The following is a 19719-nucleotide window of genomic DNA, read 5'->3' as shown; positions in this document are numbered from 1 at the left end:
AGGTTGGTTTATTGTACATAAGTTGCATAGTTAATGTAACAAATGTTATCTAAATTTAATTATTTCTATGGGATTTTTAAAAACTTATGTACTGCTTAATTATGTCTTAAGTACTTTATAAACTTCATCGAAAACTTGAGGTCTATCAGCTAGGACAATTAAGGTGTCTTCAGCTTCTATAATCGTAGAACCATTGGGAATAATGTAACTATCGTCTCTTTTAATCATGGCGATAATGGCATTTCTCGGAAAGCCTAATTGAACTAACTTCTTGTCTACTGCGATACAATTTGAAGTTATTAAAATCTCTTTCATTTCAGCTTTTGGATTTTCTGCTAATAGCAAGTCCGTAGCATTTAATTTCTTAGCTTTTTCAGGCATGCCTACATTAAACCATTTTGCGACCACTGAAAGGGTAGTGCCTTGAATTAAAATAGATGTTACTGAAATAAAAAAGACAATATTGAAAATCATGTGTGCCTTGTCTATTCCAGCTAATAGTGGGTAGGTAGAAAAAACTATTGGAACAGCTCCTCGTAAGCCTACCCAAGAAATATAAAACCTTCTTCTCAATTTCATCTTAAAAAAGATAAGACTGACAAAAACTCCAATAGGTCGCGCAATAACAATTAGGAATAATGAAATAAGCAGACCAATACCCATATATGGTATTATCTGCGATGGAAAAACTAGTAAGCCTAAAGTTAAGAAGAGTACAATTTGCATTAGCCAAGCTAAACCATCAAACATTTTTAAAATAGTTTTTTTATGGATAAGATCTTGATTGCCTAAATAAACTGCACAAATATAAATGGCAAGGAATCCATTTCCACCAACGAAATCGGTGGCAGAAAATGTGATAAACATTAAGGTGATGACCAAAACAGGATAAAGTCCTTCAAAATCTAGTTTAATTTTATTGATGATATACCTGCTAAGCATACCAAATCCAAAACCTGCTAAACCACCAACGATCATTTGTTGTAAAAACATTGGGATTATGGATAGAAAACTTTGGTCTTGATTAATTACTAGTGTTAAAAAGGCAATAGTTAATACATATGCCATCGGGTCGTTACTACCGCTTTCTAGCTCTAAGGTTGGTCTTAGATTTGTTTTTAAGGCCAAGCTTTTGGAACGTAAAATTGAGAATACTGCGGCAGCATCGGTTGATGAAACTATGGAACCTAATAATAAACTTTCGTAAATTGTGAAGTCGGTTATATACCAGACAAAGGTTCCCAACGAAACAGCAGTCAATAATACTCCTAATGTTGATAAGGCAATGCCTTCCCATAAAATTGGTTTTACAGCTTTCCAACTGGTATCCAATCCCCCAGAAAATAAAATAAAGTTTAAGGAAACAATTCCAATAAATTGCGCTAATTGCGGGTCGTCAAATTGAATGCCACCCAACCCATCTGAACCTGCCAGCATACCAATAGCCAAGAATAGTAATAAGGTTGGTACGCCAAACTTGTAAGATGTTTTACCAGCAAAAATACTTATAAGTAGGAGCAAAGAGCCAACTAATAATATATTTTCAATTGTTAGATTCATTCTATTTTTCTTAACAAGTTTCGCTATTCAAAGTTAGCGCTTCTCTTCTAGTCAGACGAATTATGAATGCTGTTGTTTTCGAAAATAAATGTAAAAATTCAAAAAGAAAAAATGTCATTTCTAATATAAATAAATATGACAAGATTTCAGAATTATGACAAGATTTCAGAGATAAACTTAAAATTAAAAGGGAAGAAAATATAATTTTATTTTGGCATTTTTTTTGCTGAAATATTTTCGAAATCGTTGTTGATTTCAAATTTGAAATAATGTTTAATTTAAAATTTTGTTATTATGAGCAATTTAGTAAATGTTCCTAAAAATGGAGGTTTGTCAAACACTAATTCAAATACAAGCTTCCCAACTTTATCTCATTGGATTGATGATATTTTCAATAGAGATTTACCGTCTGTTTTTACTACAAACTTTAATACTGGTATTACCTTACCGAAGGTAAACATTAAAGAAACTGCAGATGATTTTAAAGTAGATATGGCCGTGCCTGGTTTAAAAAAGTCTGATTTTCATATTGACCTCGATAATCAATTGTTATCGATTTCTACTGAAACTAAAGATGAAAACGATCAAAAGGATGAAAGCTTTACGCGACGTGAGTTCGGTTATTCTTCATTTAAAAGAACGTTTAATTTACCAGAAAGTGTAGATGAAGATAAAATTCAAGCAAACTACCATGATGGTATTTTAAGTATTCTTTTACCCAAAAAAGAAGAGGCAAAACAAAAGCCAGCAAGAACAATTAAAATTTCATAATTGAGTCTTTTGGTTTTAAATTAAGTAAGTGGGTATGAGGCTGATTTTTTCGGCCTCATATTTCATAAAATTAATTTAATCTTTAAGTATGAAATTGTTATGCCAAGAAAATTTAAACCTGGAGAATGGGTAAAACAAAAGGGAAAAATTGGTGCTCCCAAAATGATAGTACTTAAATATGTTCCAAAAAAAGATTCGTTTTTAGGTTCGGTAATTAATGATAGATATTTAGAATGTGTATGGTATGAAAATGGGGAGCGACAATCTGATGTGTTCCACCAAAACTATTTAATAAAAATGATTGAAACTGGTGGTTTGTTCAAAACATAGTTAAATGTAAATTGTAAATGTTAAGCTTAAAATTTTATAAAATGAAAAAGTATATTTTATTTTTAATCATAGCTTCATTAAGTGTTAGTTGTAACGGACAAGAGAGTGAGACCACAAAAGCTGAAACAAATGATAACCAAAGCAATCCGACAGAACCTAAGGGAACTTGGAAAGTGGATAAAGAATTTGATGAACTAGGGAATTTAATTAGATATGATAGTATTTATTCTTGGTCTTCTGATAATGAATATGAAAATCTTTCATCCATAGATAGAGATAGTTTAATGCGGAGTTTTGAATCTAGGTTTTACACTAATTTTTCAAGATTTGAAGATGAAGGATTTGAAGATATTTTTTCTCAAGATTCTCTTTTTAGTGAGCGATTTTTTAATCAAGATTTTTTTGGAAGTAATTTTGGTAAAGATTTTATGGATTTAGATAATATTCGTGAGCAAATGATTGCACGTCAGAAGAAGTTTCTAAATAAATATCAATCCGAATTTTTTACTCCAGAAGAAGATAATTAATCAATCTTTTATTCTCTTTTTGTAGAAGTTTTGATTTTGTTCAGTTGCGGAAAAGTCCGAAAGGACTTTTCCGTTTTTAGGAATATGCCCTATGAATATTTCAGAGAAATTGTGGGCGCAACATTTAACTATATTCCATTTAATTTTTTATAAGAATAGCGGCTCTTAATTCAATTCCACATACCATTTGAAGCTGTTAAAACAATGGGAGTATTATCTGTAATTAAGATGGTTTGTTCATGCTGTGTTATATAGCCACCTTTGTCACCAACTAAAGTCCAACCATCATTTAATTCTACAGCATTGTTAGATCTTGTTGAGATAAATGTTTCAATGGCCACTGTTGTATTTTTTTTAAACCTTTCCCTATTTGTTTTAACCCGGTAGTTTAAAATATTCTCCGGTTCTTCGTGTAAACTGCGACCGACACCATGACCGGCTAAATTTTTAATAACTTTAAATCCAGATTTCTTTGCTTCTGTTTCTATAATGTAGCCAATTTCGGATATTCTAACCCCTCCCTTTATTGCATTAATAGCTTTGTGTAAAATATGTTTAGAAGCATCAACAAGCGGTTGGTGATTATGAATATCGTTTCCCAACACAAAAGACCCACCATTGTCAGACCAAAATCCTTTTAATTCAGCAGAAACGTCGATATTAATTAAATCGCCTTCTTTCAATATTTTATGGATAGATGGAATGCCATGTGCTGCTTCTTCATTAACACTTATACAGGTGTAACCCGGAAAATCATATGTTTCGTAAGGAGCAGATTTAGCTCCGTATCTTTTTAAGATGCTCCCACCATAATCATCTAATTCTTTGGTAGACATGCCAACTTTTACATAGGCGCTCATTAATCTTAAGGTAGTACCCACAACTTCACTAATCTCCTTCATTCCGGTTAATTCGGATTCCTTAGTTATTGACATAAAATTTTATTAAAAGTATTGTAGTAATTGCCTTAATCATTTTTAGCAAAATAACCTTCGTTAGACACAGCTGCATCACTTACTGTAATACTTGCTGTCTTAAACCAAACTTCGGAGTAGTTACCATCTGCATATTGCTTTTGAATATCACCATTATGCGTTTCAGCACCAGAACACCAGTTCATATTTACTTCAGGAGACTTTCCATTAGTTTGATTGTAACAACCTAACTTAAAAAAACAACCTTCACCAGTGTATGCGCTTTTACGTTCTACACCATCTTGACCAATAGGTACAAATAATTTTTGCGTCTGTTCTGGAATATCAGCCTTCGTTGTAAAATCAGATTCAATTAAGTTCTTGGTAAACGTTTTGGTCTCATGTCCTTCACTTGAGAATTTTAAGTTCATAATTCCATCTTTAACTATAATTTCATAACTAAATTCTTCTCCTAATTCAATACCATCTTTGGGTTCATCTGGATACGTATTTTCATCACTGCCAACAACAGAAAAATCATTACCCCAAACGGCAGTTGAATAATCCCATCGAACAGAATTATCGTCTCCCGCAGTATTTATTTCATAATGCCAAAAAACAGAACCTTTGGTATGGCCAGGAAATTTCTTGTAAAATATTTTTAGTGGTTCATTTTCATGCGCGTCAGCACTATGGATTTGGCCTACAACAACCGCATGCGAAGCAGCAACACGAGCATCACCGGTAGCAGATACGTTCATCACCTTTAGTGTAGCTGTTAATTTATCATTGGCAGTTTTAGGATACCATTTTTTAATTTGTGCCAATTCAGTTCTCGTATTATTGGAAGTGCCGTGGGTGTCACCACCATTAGGTGCTTTAAAAACTATCCAATTAGTTTTATCATCATTGGTAGTATAAAAGAAATCTCTATTTTCAAATTTATTGGCGATACCTACATTAGATCCATCACCTAATATTAATTTCCAATCATCAAAAAATGGAACGACGTCACTCGCATAAACAGTTTCATCTACTTCTTTGTCTGGTTCAGTTTCAACTGTCTTCTTTGCTTTATTGTTACAACTACTGAAGACTAGAACTATACTAAGAATAAAAATTGTGGAAACCGACGTAATTTTATTTTTAATCATGATCTTAGAATTAAAGTTAAATAATTTGAAATCTATTTTTGTAATCCATAAAATCAAACAAAAATAGCCAAGAGGTGTTTAATAAAGATAACCTTTTTACTTGCAATACTCATTTAAATGAACTTACTAAAGAGCAATGTTAGTTTTTAGCGAATTTACTAGTTCTTATTTTAAAAGCACTAACAAGTATCCATATTAAAATTAGCGATTCAATTACACGTTGATAAAGCCCTTTAAATTCTGAATTGGGATTAGTGATTAGTATATAGACAAATGCGGCACTAAGTATTCCTAGAGCTAAAGCTATGCTAGAGAGACTTTTAAACTGCTCAAATTTTCTTAAACCTATACCTGTTGCAATAATACTCAGTGGAACAAAAATGTATACCAATAAGGCCATTAAATTATGAATGACTTGTGATATACTTGGATTAATAAATTCACTATTACAACCGCTATCACATGGGAATATCGCTACTACAATTGTTCCAATACCATAAAATATACCTAGGCCAATAAATCCCATTTTTATCAATTTGGAAGAAGCAAAAAAATTATATGCGAAAAATCCATACAAGGCAAATAGAAGGCCGCTTGGAATATGACCAAAAATTCTTAATTGCATTCCATATTCAGCGTCTATTGCAAAAGTTTCACTTATATACTGACTAGTTATACTATAATTTTCAATTAAAAGTCCACCAATAATACAAGTGCTCGCAAATACAACCACTCCAATTAATCCGATATAAAAGACAAGTTTATTATTCATAAGTACGCTAATTATTCCTCAACAATTATTTTCACACTACTCATAGTAGAATTTAAATAATTATCCATTGCTGTGAATTTTAATTCATAAGTGCCAGCGTTTGTTGGAAACATGGTTAATACCATTTTGTCTTCATCAAATGATATCCAATTTAATTCTTTTTGATTTATGCTCAGTTTTAATTTCTCACTATCAATATCTTTAAAATAATCTGTAGGTATAGTTGTTTTAGATTCCGTTCCAGATTTAATTGTCAAATCCGAAATTTCATTAAACACATAAGGACTAAAAACTTTTTTTGTGCTCACCCAATAAATATCAGACTCTACTAATCCTTTAGCATCAAAAGTGAGTTTTGTATAAAACAGAAAATTATTATCAATAGACACAAAGGGACGTCTTTCCCAATTGGCAGTATTAATTTTAGTATTTAAAATTGTTGGCGCCATCCATTTGCCTTTATTATCTCGATAACTGATAAACAAATCGGGTCCATTATCGTTAGACGCATATCTACTAAAAATCAAATAACTTTCGTCCGCTGCAATAAAAATACTTTCTTCATCACCTAATGTGCAAATAGAATCTAATCGTTCCACAGTTGAGTATTTTCCATTTTCAGAATTAGCAAAGTATAAATCTGCTAATCCATTTCCATCCCTATTCGAAGAAAAATATATCTTGTTATCCATGGTCATACTAGCCATTGATTCGCGCGCTGAAGAATTAATTGCACCAATAACTTTTTTTGGCTGCTCCCATACATTATTATTTTTGGCTAGCATCCAAATATCCGTAATGCCATTGTTTGTATTTGATTTGTTTTGGGCGAATAACATTGATGTACCATTGGGTGAAAAATAAGGAAGATAAACACTTTTGTTTTTTAATGGTTCAAAAGATTCGGGGGTATTCCATGTATTATTTACTTTTTTTGAATAGCGAATTTCTCCACTAAAGTCATTTTTATTTAAAATTCCAAATGCTAATTCTTGGGTGTCTGGAGTAAATGAAATGCCGTGTTCAAAGCGACCTTTAACTGAAATGAAATCTGGAGCAAACAGGGTAGGAGTAATATCAGGTTCCGCCTGGCAGAAGTAATCGACACTCGTGTTTTTTGTGCTGCAACTTAACAAAAAGATAATGCTTAAAACTAATAGATATTTCTTTATCAATGCCTTTGTGTTTAGTTTACCGATAATTAGGTTCAACGTGTTTACATTTGTTTGTCAATCATTTTTGACATTAATAACTGACCTTCTTCCTCTGGGTGAATGCCGTCTTTTGACAATGAAGACCATTTCGGAGCTAATGTAGTATAAATGTCAATGTACTTGCAGTTGTTAACCTTTGCTATTTTTTTGAATTTTTTCCGTAACCATTTCACTTTCTTTGAAGCCCCATGATATTTCTCTTTCATCATGTGATCTTCACCTGTAGGTGGAGGAGAAACTACAAAAATTTTTGGTTTGTGTTTTAAATAAACAGGATGTGCTTTTATTTTTTGCAATAGTGAATTCATATTTTGTGGAACTTCATTTTTTCGATTATCAAATACTGCTTTACAATCATTGGTTCCGAGCATAATTGTAATCTTATCAATTCCACCTAAATGCTCATTTGCTTTCGTAATATAGGAGTCGATATTTTTTAATGTATTGAGTTTTGGTTGATCAAGATTATCAAACCCAATGGTATTTCCAGAAATACTTGTGTTGTAAACAAAATCTTTAAAGTTGGTTTTTTTTAACTGATTCACCCATCCATTTTTATGAGCCCCATTGGAGTCGCCTATTGCCAAAATTTTATTACCTGTTACCTGATTAAGAGCAACACTGGTAAGGCATTCGTGCGTGCCTTCAAAAATTGTAATTTTCATTAAATCGCGATACGTTTTTTTGTAATGTACTAATCGTCCAGCTATGGAATCTTTAACCTTACTACTAAAATTTCTAGAGGTAAGCATTTCTATAATATCTTTTTGAGGAACCAATGCGGCAGTTTCTAAACTGTCAAACGAAGAAACGATTTTATTGTAAAAATCTAAAGACTGTGTTATGGGAACTGAACCCGTATAACCATCATGAATTCCAGCATATAAAAACAGTTTGCTTTTTTTTCTATTTTCAACTGGAGTTTTCATATAAAAAGGTGAGCGTTCTATGGCTTCAGCTTCTCCTAGGTAATAATTATTCGAATTAAAATTTGATTCTTTCACAGTAGATGAAGCTATATCCAAAGCATATTTATTACTCCTACCTTCAGACTCATAATACCATTTTTTTATATCTGAAATTGGTACCCATGCAGAAAAGGTTTTTACTGGATATTTGGTATTCATATATGTGAGAAGGGTAGCATGTCCGCCACCACTCGTACCAACAACATGAATATTGTTGATATCTACCTTACCATGTTCAATGGCGTAGGCAATTGCATCTTCAATATCTTGAATTACATAGTTGCTTCCTGTGGCTTTAAATGTTTTATTAGGACCTCTAAAATTTGGATGAATGTAATTGTAATTTTTTTTGATACAATCGAATACTAAAGTGTCTTTCTGTGTAAAATCGCCACTCCATGTATGTAGACTAACCACTAAAGGGCTATTTTCTTTAGTTGCTGCGTAAAAAATTGCTGACTGTTGCTCGTTATCCATAGTTGAAGGGATACGAACTACCTGGCACTCCTTTGGCCATTCATTTTTTTTTGTAGTATCCCATTGTGGATCTTGTTGTGCAAAAGAAGTGGCTAGTATTAAAAAGCAAATTATAGTACTTACGAATTTCATTGATTCCATTTTCATACTTTCAGAGACCTGACCTTTATAGTAGTCCGAAATACTCATTTTATCAGATATTTTTATAAATAAAATACATCGTCCTGCACTTCACGCAAGTGCTAAACGATGTATTCTTATGTTTCTAAATTACGGTGAAAATTTAATTATACCTCAAAACCTTTGCGATAGGTTCTACCTACAAATTGGTTTGCTTCTTCAAAGTTGGTAATACGCATATTTTCACCATCCCATAATAACTTTTTACGACCAAAGAATTCCATTTTCTTTTCTTCATTTTCTCGTCGTAACAAATACGAACGAATAGCCAAATTACCCATAAGTACTGTTTCTGTCATTGGACCAGCATAATCGAAAGAGGAGGTGAGTCCTAAATGTTCTTCACTTCCAAAACCTGCTTTACATGCATCAACCCATAAACGTTGGTGACCATATTCAGGTTCATCAAAATTCTCTACTTCAGGTCCGAAATCTGTGGTGCCATCATTCAAATATAATTTTGGCATTAAGGGTGAACTGTCATTTATATTGGTAGAAATAATTCCTTTTTCTCCAATAATTAAAACACCATTCGCACTATCTTTTCCACCTATATCGTGATCAGCAGGAATAATATCTGGGTGTGATGGTCGAATTCCACCATCACTCCATGTTAACTCAATCTTTGATTTACTTTTTTCGGTAGCGTCAAAATGTAATGTGATGAAAGACGATGCCGGGCACCCATCAGGATTGTAATCAGCCGTCCACATATCAGAATAAACAGCACCAACACTACATTCAGCATCGGTCGGGTATTTAAGACCTAAGGTTCTAAATGGAATATCAATTAAGTGACAACCTACATCACCAAGGGCACCTGTTCCATAATCCCACCAACCGCGCCAGCTAAAAGGATGCAAGTTTGGTGTATATGGAATAGTGGGCGAAGGGCCTAGCCAAAGATTCCAATTCAGTGCACTCGGTTTCGCACTAAGGTCTGGTGTTGGAAAAGGTCCGCCTTGCGGCCAAACAGGTCTGTTGGTCCAAACTTGAACTTTAGAAACTGCTCCAATTTTATCTTCATCTATCCATTTTTGAACGATGTCTAAATACGGATTCGAACCACCTTGGTTACCCATTTGAGTAACAATCTTTTTTTCGCGAGCCATTTCGGTAAGTATACGTGCTTCGCGAATATTGTGTGTCATCGGTTTTTGAACGTAAACATCAATTCCACGTTCCATTGCATATTTAGCTGCAGGACCATGAACATGATCCGGAGTAGAAATGGTTACTGCATCAATATTCTTTTTCTTATCGAGCATCTCTCTATAGTCCGCAAATAGTTTAGCCTTTGGAAAACGTTTTACAGATGATTTTGCTGATCCTGAAAAATCTACATCGCATAATGCTACTACTTTTTCGCGACCATTTACAGAGGCGTTTTTAATATCACTGGCTCCTTTACCACCCGCGCCAATTGCAGCAATCGCTAATCGGTCACTCGGTGAAATAAATCCTGGTCCTCCTAAAACATGTCGTGGTACAATAAAAATAGAAGAAGCTAATGCCCCTTGTTTAATAAAATTTCTACGAGAATTTTTGTTGTTATTCTTGTCTTTGATACTCATTAGTGGTCTGGTTTTTAATTGTATTCCAAATTAAACAAGTTTCACCGAATAAAAAAGCAAGCTATTTTTATATTTTGTTAAGAAATGGTAGTAGCAAAATTTTCGTCGTCATTTTGCCTATTAAATTTAATAGTAGTGTGTGAAGGCTAGTTATTAAAACTCTTTTTAATACGAGCCAAATCTCTTTTATTGTCGCGATCTTTAATAGTCTCTCGTTTGTCGTAAAGCTTCTTACCTTTCGCCAAAGCAATATTCATTTTGGCTAACCCCCTGTCGTTTACAAATAGATTAAGTGGCACAATAGTATTACCAGAAGAATTAACTTCTTTTAAAAGCTTCTTAAGCTCTTGTTTGTTTAATAATAACTTACGGGCCGCTTTTGGTTTGTGATTAAAATGCGAGGCATGTGAATACTCATCTACTTGCATATTTATGATAAAAAGTTCACCCTTATCGTTAAACTCGCAAAAGCTTTCTGTAATTGACGCTTTGCCTAACCGAATAGATTTTATCTCAGTTCCTGATAAAACAATTCCCGCTGTATATTTGTCAAGTATTTCATACTCGAAACGAGCTTTCTTATTTTTTATATTGATGTTTTTCTGTACCACCGTGTAAAAATAGTAACAATTATGCTAAGCTTCCTAAATTCTTATGTAATGAATGCATCCTTTATCCGATTAATAGAATCATATTTCTAAAAAGTTGGAAAATTATTAAATATAATATGAAGAGACTTATTGTTATTATTGGAATTTTAATTTTATCCGCGTGTAAATCGACTACCAAAGATCAGTTAACGGCGCAGCAAGTGGTAGATAAAAGTATTGAAGTGAGTGGGGGAGCACTCTATGAAAATACAACTCGCAGTTTCACTTTTAGAAATTTAATATATATATCAGAAAATAATGGGGACCAACAAATTTTAAAACGAATAAGTGTTACTGAATTTGACACTGTTTTAGATGTTTATTCGAATCAAGAATTTCAAAGGTTTGTGAATGATACTTTAATTAGGATTGAAGATTCCATGGCAATTAAATATGGGAATTCGATAAATTCTGTGCATTACTTTGCAAATTTACCTTACGGACTAAACGACCCTGCAGTTAAAAAAGAGATGTTAGGAAAGGTGGTGCTAAAAGAAAAAAGTTATCATAAAATTAAAGTTACTTTTGAGCAGGAAAATGGTGGTGAAGATTTTGATGACACCTATGTATATTGGTTTAATACTAAGAAAATGACACCAGATTATTTATCGTATGAATTTCATACTGATGGAGGTGGAATGCGCTTTCGGGAAGCTTTTAATGAAAGGTATGTAAACGGAATTCGTTTTGTAGATTATAAAAATTACAAAACAAAAGATTTGAATACTTCTATCTTAAAAATAGATAGTTTATTTGAGGCCGGTAGTTTAGAATTACTCTCTAAAATAGAATTAGAGGATATTAAAGTTAATCGGGACAATTACAATTAAAATTTAGCTTTTGTACTGAAGCAATTCCATTTGTTATTTGTACTATAAAAAGGCTTCCATTATCACTATCATCTAACTCGTAATACTTATCAACACCCATTAATTGATTTGCAAATTCAGGAGTTGTATTACTGTGACCAACTACTAAAACATTCTTATTTAAATTATCCGATTTAAATTGGGCAATATCCATACTACTTGGGTCGTAATAAATTACGTCTACATCTTTTTTTACAGAAGTAGGTGCAGCGGTCATGGCCGTGCGTTGGTAATCCGTAGAATAAATTGCATCAATTGGTACTTCGGCTAATATTTCTGCCCAATGCATGGCACGTCCTAATCCTTTTTGAGATAATTCAGGGTCCGTGTTATCAGGGTCGGAACGATCTTTTTCTGCGTGGCGAATTAAGTAAAATGTAGAAGTGCCTTCATCAACTATTTGTTCAACTGCGTCATTATTAGGCTCGTCTTTACAACCTAAAAAACCAATGGTTAATGACAGTAAAATTAAAAGTCGAATTGTTTTCATTGATAAGTAATTTATTACTCGATTAAATCGTAGAAGTTATGCTACTATTTTTAAAATTTTCTAATAGTATAACGTCGTATTTTGTTTGGTATTATTGAGGCCGACAACAATTGTTGACAACTTTTCTGATATTCAAACTAAAATAATCAGAAAATAGTATGCAAAACTCGTTGTTTTTTGTTTTTTTGCATATGCTCAGAATCACACTACCTATTTTAATTTTCTTATCTGTTTTGAAGATTTCAGCCCAAGACGAGGTACGTCTTCCCGCTGACCTCAGACAGCATAATCTTACAACCTATAATTCGAGTCTTTTTAATCCCGTTTTCGCATTAGATAGAAATGATCCTGAATCGATTGCTGTATGGACTCGTTGGCAGTGGCAAGATATTGATGCAGACCCTACGACATTGTATGTAAATTACTCTAGAAAACTTAATGAAAAGTCTGCTGTAGGTGCAGCTTTTTTTCAGCATAATACTGGTATATTCTTTAATACAGGGGGAGTCCTAAATTACTCGAGACAAATACAATTTAGTGAAAGTGTTCGATTAGCCTATGGGTTTAATTTATTTGGTTTTGTGCAAGAATTAGCAGATACTCGATTTGAAGAAGATTCTCAATTGCCTTTACCTGTTTCAGGAACTACTAGTGATTTTATTTTGCAATGGGCGCCGGGGGCTTCTTTAAGTGTTGAACGACTTACCTTAAGTCTAGCTTCTGAGAATTTATTTGATTATAACTTTAGAGCTAAAGAGTCTAATACCCCTGCTGCGGATAAAATTTTTATGGGAATGATGTCTTATGATTTTCCGCTTAATTTAGGAAAACAAAAAGCTTTAATTCGACCATCTCTTTATTTGCGAACCATACCACAACAACAAAATCAGATTGGAGTACTTTCATTATTGCGCACATCAAAATATTGGGCGCAAGTGGGGTACAATAATTTTTATGGTGTAGGTGTAGGAGCTGGAGGTACATTTCTTAAAAAGTTTAACCTAGGTGCCGTATTTGAATTCGGAACAAGTGCTTCGATAAACTCTAAAGATCCTTCGTTTGAAATTATTGCATCTTATTTCTTAGGAAAAGTTGAAGAGCGAGATGTTACAGCCGTTTATGGTGAAGATATTGATGAGGAAGTTGTTATTGGTGATGAAGAAGATATAAAAGAGGAACTCAAAAAGGCTGAGGAGCTTGCTAATGAAACTGAAGAGCCAAAAGAAGAGGAAATTGGAGATGCGGTAAGTGAAGCTACAAAAGAGACTGATGAGGTTGCAGAAGTAAGTACTAAGGAACAACGTAAGGCAGCAAAAGAGGCTGAAAAGGAAGCTGCAGCTGAAGCGAAGCGTTTGAAAAAAGAGCAAGAAAATTTAGCAAAAGCTGAGAAGGATATATTAGCAGAGGAAGCAAAAGAGAATGAGCGTATTGCTAAAGCGGAGCAAGAGCAAATTAAAAAGGATTTAAAGGAAGCTAAGGAAAAAGAATTGGCAGATGCCAAAGCGGCAACTTTAGAAGAGAAGCAAAGGGAAGAATTACGTAAGGCAGAAGAGAAAGCGAATGAAATGAAAGCTGCTACCGCTAAAGAAGCAGCCGAGAAGAAAGCTGAATTGGAACGCCAAGCAAATGAAAAGGCTGCTCTTGAGCGTCAGGCAAAAGAAAAAGCTGAAACCGAAAAAGCAATTGCACAAAAACGCATAGATTCTATTGCGGCCGTTAAAAAAGTACAAGCGGAGGCATTACAAGCTAAAGAACTAGAAAGGGTACAAGATTCTATTGCTCAAGCCAAGGCAGCTATTGCAGAAGTTGAACCTGAAAAAGTGCAACCAAAAGCTGGTGAGAAGTACGAAGAAGTGCAAACTGAAGATGGATTGGAACCTGGCTTCTATTTAATAGCTAACGTATTTGGTACTAAAAAATACCACGATGCATTTTTAGCAGATTTAAAAAGAAAAGGAGTTAATGCGCAAACTTTCTTAAGAAGTAAGAACAATTACAACTATGTATATCTAGAACGTTACACTACGATGACAGAAGCACGTAAAGCTAGAGATAGTAATTACAATGGTCGCTATGCAGAAAAGACATGGGTCTTTAGAGTTGTAGGTAAATAACTGAACAATACCGCAAATTGAAAAGAGCCCTAGTGAAAACTACGGCTCTTTTTTTATCGTTATAACTTAAAAAAGTTTATTGAATCGAAATAATATTCAACGAAATAAGTAGTGCAAAATATCAGTTGAATTAAAAATGGGATTTAATTAAACGTTGTGTGGGACGCCTATTTTACAAGCTCGTTCTTAATTAGTAAATCAAGATAGGCAACCGTGTTAATTAGATATTTACGGTCTTGCGTAATTGTAAACATGGATATTGCACCCATTAGCATGGTAAACAATTGCTTGGCAAATTGTAATGGGGTAACTGGTAAATTTATTTCTTTATTATTTACACCATTTTCTAAAACTAAAGCAATCTTTCCTTCAATATCGCGAAGTACTTCACGATTTGCTGCACTTAATAATCTATTGTTATTAAAAGAATCTACACCAGTATTTAAAACCGGGCATCCACCCATTTCAATAGTGAAAATATCGTACTGTTTGTAGAACTTGGTTAAATTGTAAACCTTATCTAAGGCAGAACCTGGTATAGCTAAAAGTTCGTCAATCTTATCAAGTAAAAGTCTGCTATTATATTCGTATGATGCAAGTGCAAGGGCTTCTTTGTTTTCAAAGTTGCCATAAATTGCTCCCTTTGTTAAACCAGTTGCTTCCGTAAGGTCGCTCATACTGGTTCCAATATAACCGTGTTTATTGAAAACAGGGGCGACGGTTTCGATGATGTATTGTGAAGTTCTTTCCGCCTTGCTTGACATTTGACTTATTTTTATACGAATATAAAAAAACTATATACTGCATGGTATTTATATTCCATAAAAAAACACCTTTCATGAAAAATATGAAAGGTGTTCTTCCGCAATGGCAATTTTTACTGTACCAACTGATCCTGATTTCTAAATACTAATTCATCATCAAAACTGTCTATTAAAACAATACTTTCAGATTTTATCACGCCTTTCAAAAGTTCTTTTGAAAGATTATTCAATACATCTTTTTGTATCACTCGTTTAATTGGTCTAGCGCCATACTGTGGATCATAACCTTTTTCTGCTAAGTATTTTATTGCATCTTCTGTTGCATCAATGGTGATATGTTGTTTGCTTAACATTTTTTTCAATTGATCTATTTGTAGGCGTACAATTTCAGCAATGTTCTCCTTATTTAATGGTGTGAACATAATTATGTCATCAATTCTATTTAAAAACTCTGGTCTTACACTTTGTTTTAGTAAGCCAAGAACTTCAACACGGGCAGCTTCCGTTGCACTGTGAATGTCTTTTGTATTTTCAAATTTCTCCTGAATAATATGACTTCCCATATTACTTGTCATAATAATTATTGCATTTTTAAAATCCGCGACTCTACCTTTATTATCGGTTAGCCTTCCTTCGTCTAAAACTTGCAACAGCACATTAAAAGTATCGGGATGCGCTTTTTCAATTTCATCTAATAATACAACAGAGTAGGGGCGACGTCGAACCGCTTCTGTTAGCTGGCCACCTTCGTCATAACCAACATACCCTGGAGGTGCTCCAACCAATCTACTTACTGAATGACGTTCTTGATATTCGCTCATGTCAATACGAGTCATTGCATTTTCATCATCAAATAAATAGGCCGCCAAAGTTTTTGCAAGCTCTGTCTTACCAACTCCTGTAGTCCCTAAAAATAAGAAGGATCCAATAGGTTTTTTTGCATCTTGTAATCCTGCTCTACTTCTTCTAATTGCATCGGATACTGCTTGAATTGCTTCTTCTTGCCCCACAACGCGTTTGTGTAAAACATCTTCCAATTGCAATAGTTTTTCACGTTCGCTTTGTAGCATTTTAGTTACAGGAATTCCTGTCCATTTTGCTACAACTTCAGCAATGTCTTCATTAGTAACTTCCTCTTTAATGAGTGTGTTTCCATTTTGCTGTTCTTGCATTTCAAGATTCAGTTGGTCTAACTTTTCTTGTGCATCTTTTATTTTACCATAACGCAATTCGGCTACCTTACCATAATCGCCATTTCGCTCTGCACGGTCTGCTTCAATTTTATAATTTTCAATATTCTCTTTTGTTTTTTGAATATTATCAACCACAGTTTTTTCGCTTTCCCATTTAGCAAAAATCTCATTACGATCTTCTTTTATGTTCGCTAAATCTGCATTTAAAGATTTTAATTTTGCTTTATCGTTTTCACGTTTTATCGCTTCAATCTCAATTTCTAGTTGCATTATTTTACGATCAAGCACATCCAGTTCTTCTGGTTTTGAATTGATTTCCATCCGCAGTTTTGATGCTGCTTCGTCCATCAAGTCAATCGCCTTATCTGGTAAAAAACGATTAGTGATGTAGCGCTGCGATAATTCTACAGCGGCAATTACTGCTTCATCTTTTATCCTTACTTTATGATGTGCTTCGTATTTTTCTTTGATTCCTCTCAGAATTGAAATTGCGCTTTCGGTATCTGGCTCGTTCACGATTACTTTTTGAAAACGGCGTTCTAAGGCTTTGTCTTTTTCAAAATACTTCTGGTATTCATCTAAAGTTGTTGCACCTATTGCTCGTAACTCGCCACGTGCTAATGCTGGTTTTAAAATGTTTGCTGCATCCATTGCACCTTGTCCACCGCCAGCACCTACTAAAGTGTGAATTTCATCAATAAACAAAACAATATTACCATCAGAACTTGTTACCTCTTTAATTACCGATTTTAGGCGTTCTTCAAATTCACCTTTATATTTTGCACCTGCAATTAAAGCGCCCATATCTAAAGAATAAATGACTTTATCCTTTAAATTTTCTGGAATATCGCCTTGTACAATTCTATGTGCTAGTCCTTCTGCAATGGCAGTTTTACCAGTGCCTGGCTCACCAACTAACATTGGATTGTTTTTGGTTCTTCGTGAAAGAATTTGGAGAATTCTTCGAATTTCTTCATCTCGGCCAATAACAGGGTCTAGCTTACCGCTATCTGCCATCTGATTTAAATTTCGCGCATATTTATCCAAAGAGTTATAGGTTTCTTCAGCGCTTTGCGAAGTAACTTTTCCCCCTTTTCGTAATTCTTCAATAGCGGCTTTCAGATGCTTTTCATTAACACCTTGATCTTTTAAAATTTGAGATATCTTACTTTTAGACTTAAAAATGGCAAGCAGAAAATGTTCTATTGAAACATATTCGTCTTCCATTTTTTTGGCGATAATACTCGCTTCATTTACAGTTTTGCCTGCTTCTCGAGATAACATAATTTCGCCTCCCGAAACTTTAGGATAACTCTCTAGTTCTTTATCTAATATTTGATTGAGCAATGAAACATTTACACTTAGTTTCTTTAATAAAAAAGGTAACACGTTTTCATCAACCTGCATAATGGCTTTGAAAATATGTTCATTTTCTATTTGTTGATGCCCAAATTCTTGTGCAAGTTGTTGCGCTAATTGTAGCGCTTCTTGCGATTTAGTTGTAAAATTGTTTGGGTTCATAATTATATATTTTGTTCTTTTATCTTTGTTTTAAATGGTATGGTCAACAACCTTACCAACGAATGCAAGCAGACAAAATGTCTTGATTAATCAATAATAACAAGACATTTCGGCAGTTTGTAAGCTAATAACTAAGTTACGACTTACTGATTAAAATTATTATATGGGATTATTCTCAACATTGTTCGGAAATTCATCAAATGAAAAAAAGGAAAGCCCTGTTTTTCCATGGATAGAATTAACATCACTCAATCAGCTTGATGAAATTAAAGAAAAATCAAAAGCTAAAACACAATTAATATTTAAACATTCTACAACTTGTGGAATTAGTAGAATGGTTATTCGGACTTTTACTGATACTTTTAGCTTAACTCCAGAGCAAGCAGATGTTTATTATTTGGATTTGCATAAGTCTCGCGATATTTCTAATGAAGCAGGATATAAGTTTCAAGTGATTCATCAATCACCGCAATTGCTGATTATAAAAAACGGCAAGGCAGTAGCCAATGCTTCGCACGGAAGTATTAATGATATTAATTTGGTTGACTTTGCATAGCAAATAAATCAAAATATAAGGGCCTTCTTAAAAATTAAGAAGGCCCTTTATATTTTTACAAATCGAAATTTATCTTGCTGATAGATTTCGGTTTGGATCAAATTTGTGCCTTGTAATAATATTTTTAATCCTAGCTTTTAAATCTTCGCCTGCATCGTAAATCATTTCTTCGTTGTTGGGAAAAGCAACTGCTGCCAAATCTAATTGAGCAACAAGATCATTATCTAAAGCGCGCTTGTCTCCATCATAATTGGCGTAAACATGTTCGAAAATAAAAGTACTTGCAAGTGGATAAGTATTTAATTGCTGCTTAGAATTTAAATCTATATAGCTAACATTACCTGTTACTTGTGCCGATTTACTCTGTGTAAACTGGTAAAAATCACATCGTACCGTTTTGAATTTATCTACTTTTATTTTCTTGCCTAAACTATCTTTTACTATTGATCCATCTTTATCATACAAGTACTTGTATCCATCTTTTATTTGCTTTTCTTTTATAACCTGCTTTTCATTTACGCGTTCTGGCGAAATTGAAATAGTTCTGAACGCAACTTGCATTTCGTAATCATAATCAATATTGTTCATGGCATTGGTATGGTACCTTGTCCATAGATTATTAAGTCCATACGTGTTGAAATTCAAAAGTTCTTCTTCTAATTTTGATGGAATTATTTGATCTGTATCATTAAGCATATGAACTATTACAAAATCAACTCCTTTATTATGAGCTTCTTCAATTTTTGTTTTTACATCATCGTAACCCGGATGTATTTCTTCTAAATAAGAAAAATCATCATAAGCTTTTCTATAATCGTATTTACTCGTTGCATTTGCTAATAAGTCTGATGCATTGTCGTACAGATATTCTGATAAATCGTCTTTTGAATCTAAAATATCATCTTGATAATCTTTAAAAGAAAATCTTGCATCCCTATCTTCATCATAAATATATAATGGTAGTAACGGCTTAATGCGTTCTTGAATGGATCGTAAATTGGTGTACGTATTATAAATGGTTTCATAATTCACTGGATTTTCATCATTTTCTAAAAAATTGATTTGATCCAACTCTCTTTTAGTATTCTTTTTGAATGCTTCTTCTAAGAGAATGATGTAGG

Annotated in this window: 18 protein-coding genes; 6 read left to right on the top strand and 12 right to left on the bottom strand. The window is 33.5% G+C overall.

What is annotated here, in order from left to right:
* Positions 1 to 99: 99 nt before the first annotated feature.
* Entirely contained in the window at positions 100 to 1560 is a 1461-nt protein-coding gene (locus ABJF52_RS10905) for a potassium/proton antiporter (RefSeq protein WP_348149945.1), read from the bottom strand.
* Positions 1561 to 1854: 294 nt separating this feature from the next.
* Between ABJF52_RS10905 and ABJF52_RS10900 the strand changes: the two genes are divergently transcribed.
* The 3 genes from ABJF52_RS10900 to ABJF52_RS10890 all read left to right on the top strand — a co-directional run bounded on the left by ABJF52_RS10900 (position 1855) and on the right by ABJF52_RS10890 (position 3188).
* Positions 1855 to 2331 carry an Hsp20/alpha crystallin family protein gene (locus tag ABJF52_RS10900; RefSeq protein ID WP_348149943.1) on the top strand — a complete coding sequence of 159 codons (477 nt, stop codon included), beginning with the start codon at positions 1855 to 1857 and terminating at the stop codon, positions 2329 to 2331.
* Positions 2332 to 2430: 99 nt separating this feature from the next.
* Positions 2431 to 2661: a hypothetical protein gene (locus tag ABJF52_RS10895; RefSeq protein WP_348149941.1), complete on the top strand. Its 231-nt coding sequence runs from the start codon at positions 2431 to 2433 to the stop codon at positions 2659 to 2661.
* Between the two features lie 41 nt (positions 2662 to 2702).
* Positions 2703 to 3188 carry a hypothetical protein gene (locus ABJF52_RS10890; protein WP_348149939.1) on the top strand — a complete coding sequence of 162 codons (486 nt, stop codon included), beginning with the start codon at positions 2703 to 2705 and terminating at the stop codon, positions 3186 to 3188.
* A 170-nt stretch (positions 3189 to 3358) separates the two neighbouring features.
* On the opposite strand, the gene map is transcribed toward ABJF52_RS10890, so the two are convergent.
* The 7 genes from map to smpB all read right to left on the bottom strand — a co-directional run bounded on the left by map (position 3359) and on the right by smpB (position 11052).
* Positions 3359 to 4123, bottom strand: coding sequence for a type I methionyl aminopeptidase (gene map, locus ABJF52_RS10885; protein ID WP_348149937.1), 765 nt, complete (start codon positions 4121 to 4123; stop codon positions 3359 to 3361).
* A 32-nt stretch (positions 4124 to 4155) separates the two neighbouring features.
* Positions 4156 to 5256: a polysaccharide lyase family 7 protein gene (locus tag ABJF52_RS10880; protein ID WP_348149935.1), complete on the bottom strand. Its 1101-nt coding sequence runs from the start codon at positions 5254 to 5256 to the stop codon at positions 4156 to 4158.
* Between the two features lie 139 nt (positions 5257 to 5395).
* On the bottom strand, positions 5396 to 6028 hold the full coding sequence (locus ABJF52_RS10875) for a DUF998 domain-containing protein (RefSeq protein ID WP_348149933.1): 633 nt from the start codon (positions 6026 to 6028) through the stop codon (positions 5396 to 5398).
* A gap of 11 nt (positions 6029 to 6039) precedes the next feature.
* Positions 6040 to 7239, bottom strand: a complete 1200-nt coding sequence (locus ABJF52_RS10870; RefSeq protein WP_348149931.1) for a hypothetical protein — start codon at positions 7237 to 7239, stop codon at positions 6040 to 6042.
* Between the two features lie 5 nt (positions 7240 to 7244).
* Positions 7245 to 8876 carry a GDSL-type esterase/lipase family protein gene (locus ABJF52_RS10865; protein WP_348149929.1) on the bottom strand — a complete coding sequence of 544 codons (1632 nt, stop codon included), beginning with the start codon at positions 8874 to 8876 and terminating at the stop codon, positions 7245 to 7247.
* A 98-nt stretch (positions 8877 to 8974) separates the two neighbouring features.
* Positions 8975 to 10441, bottom strand: coding sequence for a Gfo/Idh/MocA family oxidoreductase (locus ABJF52_RS10860; RefSeq protein WP_348149927.1), 1467 nt, complete (start codon positions 10439 to 10441; stop codon positions 8975 to 8977).
* Between the two features lie 146 nt (positions 10442 to 10587).
* Positions 10588 to 11052, bottom strand: coding sequence for an SsrA-binding protein SmpB (gene smpB / locus ABJF52_RS10855; RefSeq protein WP_348149925.1), 465 nt, complete (start codon positions 11050 to 11052; stop codon positions 10588 to 10590).
* Between the two features lie 116 nt (positions 11053 to 11168).
* Between smpB and ABJF52_RS10850 the strand changes: the two genes are divergently transcribed.
* On the top strand, positions 11169 to 11921 hold the full coding sequence (locus ABJF52_RS10850) for a DUF6503 family protein (protein ID WP_348149923.1): 753 nt from the start codon (positions 11169 to 11171) through the stop codon (positions 11919 to 11921).
* On the opposite strand, the gene ABJF52_RS10845 is transcribed toward ABJF52_RS10850, so the two are convergent.
* Positions 11899 to 12450: a phosphoglycerate mutase family protein gene (locus ABJF52_RS10845; protein WP_348149921.1), complete on the bottom strand. Its 552-nt coding sequence runs from the start codon at positions 12448 to 12450 to the stop codon at positions 11899 to 11901. The two genes, ABJF52_RS10850 and ABJF52_RS10845, sit on opposite strands and share 23 nt — an antisense overlap.
* Positions 12451 to 12641: 191 nt before the next feature.
* On the opposite strand from ABJF52_RS10845, the gene ABJF52_RS10840 reads away from it, so the two are divergent.
* Positions 12642 to 14564, top strand: coding sequence for a PorP/SprF family type IX secretion system membrane protein (locus ABJF52_RS10840; RefSeq protein ID WP_348149919.1), 1923 nt, complete (start codon positions 12642 to 12644; stop codon positions 14562 to 14564).
* Positions 14565 to 14731: 167 nt separating this feature from the next.
* Here ABJF52_RS10840 and ABJF52_RS10835 read toward each other — a convergent pair whose 3' ends face one another.
* A complete protein-coding gene (locus ABJF52_RS10835; RefSeq protein WP_348149917.1) occupies positions 14732 to 15328 on the bottom strand; it encodes a TetR/AcrR family transcriptional regulator in 597 nt (198 codons plus the stop codon).
* 113 nt (positions 15329 to 15441) lie between these two features.
* On the bottom strand, positions 15442 to 18042 hold the full coding sequence (gene clpB / locus ABJF52_RS10830; RefSeq protein WP_348149915.1) for an ATP-dependent chaperone ClpB: 2601 nt from the start codon (positions 18040 to 18042) through the stop codon (positions 15442 to 15444).
* 163 nt (positions 18043 to 18205) lie between these two features.
* Between clpB and ytxJ the strand changes: the two genes are divergently transcribed.
* Positions 18206 to 18598, top strand: a complete 393-nt coding sequence (gene ytxJ / locus ABJF52_RS10825; RefSeq protein WP_348149914.1) for a bacillithiol system redox-active protein YtxJ — start codon at positions 18206 to 18208, stop codon at positions 18596 to 18598.
* A 69-nt stretch (positions 18599 to 18667) separates the two neighbouring features.
* On the opposite strand, the gene ABJF52_RS10820 is transcribed toward ytxJ, so the two are convergent.
* Positions 18668 to 19719: hypothetical protein (locus tag ABJF52_RS10820; protein ID WP_348149912.1), on the bottom strand; the 1052-nt coding region annotated here is incomplete at its 5' end.

The organism is Aurantibacter sp., from assembly GCF_039941195.1.
In the GTDB taxonomy this organism is placed as follows: domain Bacteria; phylum Bacteroidota; class Bacteroidia; order Flavobacteriales; family Flavobacteriaceae; genus Aurantibacter_A.
The sequence above is the reverse complement of the archived record's forward strand: the minus strand, read 5'-3'. Positions and strand labels throughout refer to the sequence as shown.